The organism is Chitinophaga sp. (genome assembly GCF_035564935.1).
Taxonomy (GTDB): Bacteria; Bacteroidota; Bacteroidia; order Chitinophagales; family Chitinophagaceae; genus Chitinophaga.
The window spans coordinates 1-4,616 of the sequence record NZ_DATMTE010000035.1 but is presented as its reverse complement, the minus strand read 5'-3'; the positions used below and the strand labels follow the sequence as shown (position 1 = coordinate 4,616).

4 protein-coding genes are annotated in these 4,616 nt (G+C 44.3%); all 4 read left to right on the top strand.

All coding sequences use genetic code 11. The features are described from left to right. Positions 1 to 142: 142 nt before the first annotated feature. Entirely contained in the window at positions 143 to 2,098 is a 1,956-nt protein-coding gene (locus tag VN105_RS01040; RefSeq protein WP_325637045.1) for an amylo-alpha-1,6-glucosidase, read from the top strand. Positions 2,099 to 2,111: 13 nt separating this feature from the next. After that, positions 2,112 to 3,401 carry a glycosyltransferase family 4 protein gene (locus VN105_RS01035; protein WP_325637043.1) on the top strand — a complete coding sequence of 430 codons (1,290 nt, stop codon included), beginning with the start codon at positions 2,112 to 2,114 and terminating at the stop codon, positions 3,399 to 3,401. Between the two features lie 12 nt (positions 3,402 to 3,413). After that, positions 3,414 to 4,460 (top strand): polysaccharide deacetylase family protein, encoded by a 1,047-nt coding sequence (locus VN105_RS01030; RefSeq protein WP_325637041.1) that lies wholly within the window; start codon positions 3,414 to 3,416, stop codon positions 4,458 to 4,460. Next, a partial coding sequence (locus tag VN105_RS01025) for a hypothetical protein (RefSeq protein WP_325637039.1) occupies positions 4,423 to 4,616 on the top strand: 194 nt, incomplete at its 3' end. The genes VN105_RS01030 and VN105_RS01025, both read left to right, overlap by 38 nt.

The following is a 4,616-nucleotide window of genomic DNA, read 5'->3' as shown; positions in this document are numbered from 1 at the left end:
TCTAATGACCTTCGTCATCCCTGCTGATGATGTTGATCAAATGAACCGGGATTGATGACAATCATATAATCTGCTAATTATGGTCAGTCTTAAAGAACTACCGGCTTCATACATTTGATATGTATTCTAATCTATTTCTTTCATGCAGCTCACGAAAAAAATACAATCATTATTTGGCGATATGGTGTTGGAGCATTCAAATATGCCAGACAGCCGGGAAGTTATACTATCCGGCAATAACGGTACATATGCTGCAACCACTTTATCCGGGTATAACAGCAGGAAGTACCATGGATTGTTTGTAGCACCCCAGCCACAACTGGATGATGATAACCATGTACTGTTGTCTTCCCTGGATGAATCAGTACTGAGTGATGGGCAAACCTGGCTGCTGGGCGCACATTGTTATCATAACACTTTTTACCCTGAAGGATTTCACCATATCTGTACCTTCAATAATGATTATAATCCCACATGGACCTACAGGTTTGGCAACATGTTGCTGATTAAAGAATGGCTCTTTCTTGCAATGGATAATACCTTGTATATTAAATATACGTTGAAAGAAGCTGATGCTGCCGTTACCCTGCATCTCATGCCTTTACTGGCATTCAGGAATATGCATACCCTCACCCACCGGAACAGCCAGCTTAATGGTACTGTAGTCCCTGTAACAGGCGGTATTTCTGTTCAATTATATCCCGGTTATACGCCTCTTTACCTCCAAACTTCAGCTCAGGCTAATTTTATTACTGATGCTGATTGGTATTATAATTTCTCTTATCCTGAAGAACAAGAAAAAGGATATGATTACCAGGAAGATCTGTACACGCCCGGATATTTTGAATTGAAAATAGAACCTGGTCAAACGGTACTTTTTGCCATTGGCGTAAAAGCAACCGACATAAAAATGGCGCGCTTGCGGATCACCCACTTGTTGAAGGAGCTGAATATACCCGAAACTATTTGTGACTATCTCAGGCGCAGCGCACGCCGGTTTATTATTGAAAAAGACAAACGAACTATTATAAAAGCAGGTTATTACTGGTTTGGATCCTGGGGACGGGATACCTGCATATCGCTTCCCGGATTAACACTGTTAACGGGGGAAGTATATTATTTCAGAAAAATCGCGGATACTTTGCTGAAGGATATGAAGCAAGGAATAATACCCAATACCGGTTATGGCAGCAATGCCATCTATAATACAGCTGACGCCTCCCTATGGCTGATTTGGGCAATGCAGCAATATGTAAAATACTATATAACGGGAGAAAAACTATGGGAAATATACGGAGCTGCACTCGCTACCATAATGGAATATTACCGGCAAGGCACCCTGTTTGGCATCAGGATGGAAGAGGATGGATTAATATATGCCGGAGAAGCCGGATACGCGCTTACCTGGATGGATGCCATAGTCGACAATCAACCCGTAACGCCACGCTACGGGAAAGCTGTGGAAATAAACGCGCTCTGGTATAATGCCGTTTGCTTCTGTTTGCAGATAGCTACTGAGGCTGGCGACCAAACCTTTGTAAAAAAATGGGCGGCCTATCCAGAAAGGATCCGGAATTCGTTTGTCGATTCTTTCTGGAGTGATGAAAGAAAATACCTGGCAGACCATGTGAGTGATTCATATAAGGATTGGTCCGTACGTCCTAATCAATTATTTGCTGTTTCACTTCCTTTTTCCCCGCTAACAGGGGAACAACAAAAAGCGGTAATGGACAAAATAAGAGGGGAGCTGCTTACTCCCCGTGGACTACGGACCTTATCCTCCTCCGATGCAGATTATCACGCACATTATTGCGGTACTCAGCCAGCCCGTGATATGACCTATCATCAGGGTACTGTATGGCCATGGATGCTGGCGCATTTTGCAGAAGGATACCTGAGGGTATATAAACATGAAGGACTCAGGCTGCTGGAAGAAATATATGATGGCCTGGCACCTGCACTTAAAGAAGATTGCCTTTATAGCGTGGCGGAAGTATTTGACGGCGACTTTCCTCATAAAGCCGGCGGCGCCGTTGCCCAGGCCTGGAGTGTAGCAGAACTTTTACGGTTCAGAAACCTGTTGAATAACTATAAATAATAAATATAACCATATGCAAGTGTTAATGTTCGGCTGGGAGTTTCCACCACATATTTCCGGGGGATTGGGTACGGCGTGCTTAGGCATTGCCACCGGGTTAACGGCCAATAACGTGAAGGTACTGTTTGTGGTCCCTAAAAAACATGGAAACGAAGAGGCGGGGGAAATCAAAGTGATTGGCGCCAGCGACGTGGATATTCCGTTAAGCGCTTCCACAACAGGAAAGTTACACGAAACCTTCTCCTATTTTGAAGTAAACAGCCCTCTAGTCCCTTATCACAGCCCTGAAGCATTCGCCACTGAAGTCAGCAAAACAAACACTATTTCCAGCCGGCAAACCGGCAACAGCCCGGTAATGAGATATTCATTTACCGGAGGTTATGGAAAAAACCTGATGGAAGAGGTATGGCAATACGCCCAGACGGCTGCCACTATTGCTATCCGGCACCATTTTGATGTTATTCATGTACATGACTGGCTTGCATTTCCCGCTGGTATTATGGCTAGTGAGGTAAGTGGAAAACCATTAGTTGTACACGTTCACGCCACCGAGTTTGACCGCTCCGGAAACAATATCAATATGCAGGTATATGAAACGGAAAAACTGGGAATGATGAAGGCAAACAAGGTAATTGCAGTAAGCGAACTCACCAGGCGCGTTATCATTGACCGCTATGGCATTCCTCCCGAAAAAGTTGTGACTATTCATAACGCCGTATTACCTGTTGCGCATAAGCCCAGAAGCCTGGCTTTCAGAGCCTTTAAAGAAAAAGTTGTCACGTTTGCCGGGAGGATAACCTATCAGAAAGGCCCTGCATACTTTGTTGAGGCCGCAGCCAAAATATTAAAAAGAGATAAGTCGTTCCGTTTTGTTATGGCCGGAAGCGGTGATATGCTGAAGGCGATGATCTCATATGCAGCCCAACTACGCATTTCACGCTACTTCCATTTTCCCGGCTTCCTCAAAGGAGCAGAACTGGATAAACTTTTGGCTTCCAGTGATGTGTTTGTAATGCCTTCCGTTTCTGAACCTTTTGGTATTATCCCGTTGGAAGCTATCAGAGCTGGTACCCCGGTTGTTATCTCCAGGCAGTCGGGCGTACAGGAAGTATTACGCTACGCATTGAAAACAGATAGCCCCGATACTTCCGATCTGGCGAACTGCATATATGCCCTGGCCAGGTACAAGGGAATAAACAGCCTGATAAAACGGGAAAGTGCCCGGGAACTCAACACGCTAAACTGGGAAAAACAGGCAGCATGTATTAAAATGGTATATGAACAACTAACATTTAATCATTAATTATAGCTATCTATGAAAAAGATCTGCATTCATTTCCAGGTCCATCAACCTTTCCGGCTAAACAGGTTTTCTTTTATGGACATCGGAGGTAAAATCCCGTATTACGATGAAACTTTGAACAGTGAAATACTGAAACGGATATCATTACAATCTTATTTACCGGCAAACAGGGCATTACTGCAACTGATAAAATCCGGTAACGGACAGTTACGCGTGAAATTTTCAATCTCAGGTACGGCGCTGGACCAATTTGAAATGTATACGCCCGAACTGGTAGAAAGCTTCCGTATGCTCGCGGATACCGGATGCGTGGAATTCATGTCCGATACTTACAGCCATTCACTTGCCGTATTGAAAAGCAATGAGGAATTCAATTTCCAGGTAAAAAAACATACGGAAAGAATAGTTGGCTTATTTGGGAGAAAACCACACCTGTTCAATAATACAGCGCAGATCTATAATAGAAAAGTTGCCGACATGGCTGCAACCATGGGTTTCATGGCAACGCTCAATGGCAGCGATTCCCAGGAAAACAAAACGATCAACCTCTTCATGGATTACCAGGCATTTGGCAGAACTCACAGGCATGCAGATGTAATACCCGCTTTCGCTAAAAATTTGCCTGATGAAGTACTCCGCCAAAGTAATCAGATCCTGCACGCCACAGAGGTAGCAAAACTCTTGCCCTCTTTAGTTTCCATTACAAGGCCGCAAACGGCAGCGTTACAGCCGGAAGGCTGCGATCTGCATCCCTGGCTGAGCAATGATATGCAGCAGGATGCTTTTGAAACACTGTACGCACTTGAGCGTAGAGTACATGCCGCGGATGATGAAGAATTAATTCAGGATTGGCTGTACCTGCAAAGCGCCGATCATTTCTATTACATGGGGCTCCAGGATACCGCTAATTCCGTAAGCCCTTACGATAATCCCTTTGATGCCTTCATCAATTATATGAATGTGCTTACAGATTTTTCACTGCGGGCAAACATCTTTCCGGAAAAGAAAAAAAATATTACCAATGGGCGATATACGCTGGAAACCGGATTACATATTTGAAGTGAGCTGGGAAGTATGTAACAAAGTGGGAGGTATACATACTGTACTATCTACCAAAGCCCGCTTGTTACAGGAGCAATGGGGCAACCGGTTGATTATGATAGGACCGGATCTGCCGGGGAACATTACCGTTGATATGGAGTTCATAGAAGATGT

Coding starts and splice junctions, on each gene's coding strand:
- VN105_RS01040 (WP_325637045.1), top strand. CDS start 143: ATGCAGCTCACGAAAAAAATACAATCATTATTTGGCGATATGGTGTTG.
- VN105_RS01030 (WP_325637041.1), top strand. CDS start 3,414: ATGAAAAAGATCTGCATTCATTTCCAGGTCCATCAACCTTTCCGGCTA.
- VN105_RS01035 (WP_325637043.1), top strand. CDS start 2,112: ATGCAAGTGTTAATGTTCGGCTGGGAGTTTCCACCACATATTTCCGGG.